This is a genomic window from Streptomyces sp. NRRL WC-3549 (genome assembly GCF_000721935.1).
GTDB lineage: Bacteria > Actinomycetota > Actinomycetes > Streptomycetales > Streptomycetaceae > Streptomyces.
On the sequence record NZ_KL585437.1, the window covers coordinates 35660 to 39367 of the forward strand.

Consider the following 3708-nt stretch of genomic DNA (forward strand, 5'->3'; position numbering starts at 1 on the left):
CCCCAGCCGATCCAGGCGCCGATCGCGCCGAACGCGATCGCCCCCCAGATGCCGAGGCCGCCCTGCCAGATCTTGAAGGCGTCCACCCAGTTCTCACCGTCGCTGAAGTACAGCTGGTAGTCGGTGATGACGTGGTAGAGCCTGCCGCCGACAAGCCCGAAGGGGACCGCCCAGACGGCGATGTCGGCGACGGTGCCGGCATTGCCGCCCCGGGCGATCCAGCGCTTGTTGCCGAACCAGACGGCGACGAAGACACCGATGATGATGCAGAACGCGTAGCCGCGGAGCGGGATCGGGCCGAGCTCGATCACGCCGGTCGACGGGCTGGGAATGAAGGCAAGGTTCATGACGAGGTCGACGCTACCCTGCCGGACCGGACGTACCGCAAGCCGTCCGGCAATTTCTGGGTAACAGGGCCGCCTCCCGGACCCGTACGGCCCCTCACGACGCCGAGGGGCTCGCCCCCACCGTGCCCGGCTTCTTGCCCTTGTTCGCGTCGGCCACCCACTTCCTGAGGTTGGCGGCGGAGATCTGCTCGTCCCCCTTCTTGGGGAAGACCGACTCGCCGTTGAGCAGCGCGGTCGGTGTCCCCTGGAAGCCGCCCTCCGCGAAGGCCTTGTCGGACTTCTTGACCCAGCTGTCGTGCGTGCCGTCCTGGACACAGCTGCGGAAGGCCGGGGTGTCCAGGCCGTCCACACCGCGTGCCAGCTCGATCAGCTTGCCGTTACTGCCGAAGGCGTCGTCGGTCTCGGCGGGCTGGTTGCGGTAGAGGGCGTCGTGGTACGCGGCGAACCTGCCGGCGTCCTGGGCGCAGGCGGCCGCGTTGGCCGCCCGCAGGGAGCCGCTGCCGCCGAGGTTGCCGTCGATGATCGTGGCCAGGTGGTACTCGACCTTGATCTGGCCGCTCCGCGCCAGGTCGCTGATCGTGTCCCGGAAGGCGTTCTCGAACTGGGCGCAGACCGGGCAGCGGAAGTCCTCCCAGATGGTGAGCGTGGACGGCGCGTCGTCGGCGCCGACCTGGAGGGCCAGACCGTCCTTCCCGGTCGCCCCGGACGGGGTGACGGCCGGGCCGGCCCCGCTGTCCCGCTCGCCCTCCCCGACGTCGGCGGCGATCAGGCCGACGACGGTGGCCAGCACCAGGACCCCGACCACCGCGGCGGCGACGATCAGTGTGCGGCGGCGACGGTCGCGGGCCCGGTCCAGCTCACGCTGCTGGGCGAGCCGCTCGCGCGCGGCCCTCTTCGGCTCTTGGTTCTCACTCACACCGCGCAAACGAACCGGGGAGCCGCCTCAGCGCCTCCCCGGTCCCAGGTCCACCCGTAAGGGTGACGATCGTGCTCAGCGCTTTCGAACACCTTCGGCGAGTTCGCCCGCCAGCGTACGGACGGCCTCCAGGCCCGCCGCCTCGTTCGGTGCGTCCAGCATCCGCTTGACGAAGGCCGAGCCGACGATCACCCCGTCGGCGAAGCCCGCGACCTGCCGGGCGTGCTCGGGGGTGGAGACCCCGATCCCGACGCAGACCGGCAGGTCGCCGGTGGCCCGGGTGCGCCGCACCAGGTCCTGGGCCCGCTCGCCGACCGACTCCCGGGTGCCGGTGACGCCCATCAGGGAGGCGGCGTACACGAAGCCGGAACCGGCGAACCGGCGGCCGTGATCTCCGCGAGCCGGGCGTCCTTGCTGCTCGGCGCGACGACGAAGACGGTGGCCAGGGAGTGCTTCTCGGCGTGCTCGCGCCACAGCGCGGACTCCTGGACCGGCAGGTCGGGCAGGATGCACCCGGCACCGCCGGCCTCGGCCAGCTCCGCGGTGAAGCGTTCCACGCCGTAGCGGTCGATCGGGTTCCAGTACGTCATGACGAGGATCGGGGCCCCCGTCGCCTCGTACGCCTCACGGACCGTGCGCATGATGTCGGCGATCCTGACGCCGCCGCGCAGCGCGATGTCGTCGGCGGTCTGGATGACCGGGCCGTCGAGCACCGGGTCGCTGTGCGGCAGGCCCACCTCGATGACGTCGGCACCGCCCGCGACGGCCGCCTTGACGGCCGCGATACCGCCGTCGACGGTCGGGAAGCCGCCGGGGAGGTAGGCGATGAGTGCCGCCCGGTCCTCAGAGGCCGCCTTCGCGAGGGTCGTACTCAGCAGTTCCCGGTTGCCGCTCACTTGGTGACCTCCACGTCTCCGTCGGCCACGTCGGCCTCGACGACCGCGTCGGCGCCGTCGTACAGCCCGAAGTAGCGCGCGGCCGTGTCCATGTCCTTGTCGCCCCGGCCGGACAGGTTGACCAGGAGGAGTCCGTCCTCGCCGAGCTCCTTGCCGACCTCCAGGGCCCCGGCCAGCGCGTGCGCGCTCTCGATGGCCGGGATGATGCCCTCGGTGCGGGAGAGCAGGCGCAGCGCCTGCATCGCGGCGTCGTCGGTGACGGCGCGGTACTCGCCCCGTCCGACGTCCTTGAGGTAGGCGTGCTCCGGGCCGATGCCCGGGTAGTCCAGCCCGGCCGAGATGGAGTACGGCTCGGTGATCTGGCCCTCGTCGTCCTGGAGGACGTAGGACCGGGAGCCGTGCAGGATCCCCGGTTCGCCCGCGGTCAGGGTCGCCGCGTGCTCGCCGGTCTCCACGCCGTGCCCTGCGGGTTCGCAGCCGACGAGCCGGACGCCGGAGTCGGGGATGAAGGCGTGGAAGAGGCCGATGGCGTTGGAGCCGCCGCCGACGCAGGCGATCGCCGCGTCGGGGAGCCGGCCGGCCCGCTGGAGGATCTGGCGGCGCGCCTCCACGCCGATCACCCGGTGGAAGTCGCGGACCATCGCCGGGAAGGGGTGCGGTCCCGCGACGGTGCCGAAGAGGTAGTGCGTGCGGTCCACGTTGGCGACCCAGTCGCGGAACGCCTCGTTGATGGCGTCCTTGAGGGTCCGGGAGCCGGACTTCACGGCGACGACCTCGGCGCCGAGCATCCGCATGCGCGCCACGTTCAGCGCCTGCCGCTCGGTGTCGATCTCCCCCATGTAGATGGTGCACTCGAGCCCGAAGAGGGCGCAGGCGGTGGCCGTGGCGACGCCGTGCTGGCCGGCTCCGGTCTCCGCGATGACCCGGGTCTTGCCCATGCGCCTGGTGAGGAGCGCCTGGCCGAGGACGTTGTTGATCTTGTGGGAGCCCGTGTGGTTGAGGTCTTCCCGCTTGAGGAAGATCCGGGCCCCGCCGGCGTGCTCGGCGAAGCGCGGGACCTCGGTCAGCGCACTGGGCCGGCCGGTGTAGTCGGCCATGAGCGCGTTGAGCTCGGCGGCGAAGGCGGGGTCGGCCTTGGCCTTGTCGTAGGCGACGGCCACCTCGTCCACGGCGGCGACCAGCGCCTCGGGGATGAACTTGCCACCGAACGCGCCGAAGTAGCCTTCGGCGCTGGGGATCAGACCCTCGGGGTCCGGGATGAAGAAGTCGGACGACATGTTTTCGACGTGCTCCTTGGGCGTGCGGCGGATGCATTCACCGTATGCGCCGTGTGCGGAGCGCCACGCCGGGCCCGGGGACGGGCGGCGTGGTGGGACGCGCGGAGCCCCCCGGTCACCGGGGTGCGGTCACCGGGAGGGTGCGACGGCCGGGGCTCGCTACGGCGCGGACCCCGTGCGCCATCGCATGCCGTTGACCTGTCCCGGCTCGTCGCCGATGACGTACCGCACACGCCGCCCGTGCACCCGCCGGGCCGGGGCGCGGCAGCCGC

At 72.0% G+C, this 3708-nt stretch carries 4 protein-coding genes and 1 pseudogene; all 5 read right to left on the reverse strand.

Annotated elements, in window-relative coordinates; genetic code table 11:
- A partial coding sequence (locus IH13_RS0131930) for a prolipoprotein diacylglyceryl transferase family protein (protein ID WP_199814915.1) occupies positions 1-347 on the reverse strand: 347 nt, incomplete at its 3' end.
- 94 nt (positions 348-441) lie between these two features.
- Positions 442-1263, reverse strand: a complete 822-nt coding sequence (locus tag IH13_RS0131935) for a DsbA family protein (protein ID WP_031089888.1) — start codon at positions 1261-1263, stop codon at positions 442-444.
- A gap of 75 nt (positions 1264-1338) precedes the next feature.
- A pseudogene (gene trpA, locus IH13_RS39100) lies at positions 1339-2159 on the reverse strand (tryptophan synthase subunit alpha).
- Positions 2156-3436 carry a tryptophan synthase subunit beta gene (gene trpB / locus IH13_RS0131945; RefSeq protein ID WP_031089890.1) on the reverse strand — a complete coding sequence of 427 codons (1281 nt, stop codon included), beginning with the start codon at positions 3434-3436 and terminating at the stop codon, positions 2156-2158. The pseudogene trpA and the gene trpB overlap by 4 nt, the downstream one beginning before the upstream one ends.
- 159 nt (positions 3437-3595) lie before the next feature.
- Positions 3596-3708 (reverse strand): tryptophan biosynthesis modulator TrpM (gene trpM, locus IH13_RS46270; RefSeq protein ID WP_420713424.1); only part of this gene is annotated, 113 nt, incomplete at its 5' end.

Bases quoted from the DNA above. Each gene is read 5' to 3' on its own strand.
- trpB (WP_031089890.1), bottom strand. From the start codon at position 3,436: ATGTCGTCCGACTTCTTCATCCCGGACCCCGAGGGTCTGATCCCCAGC.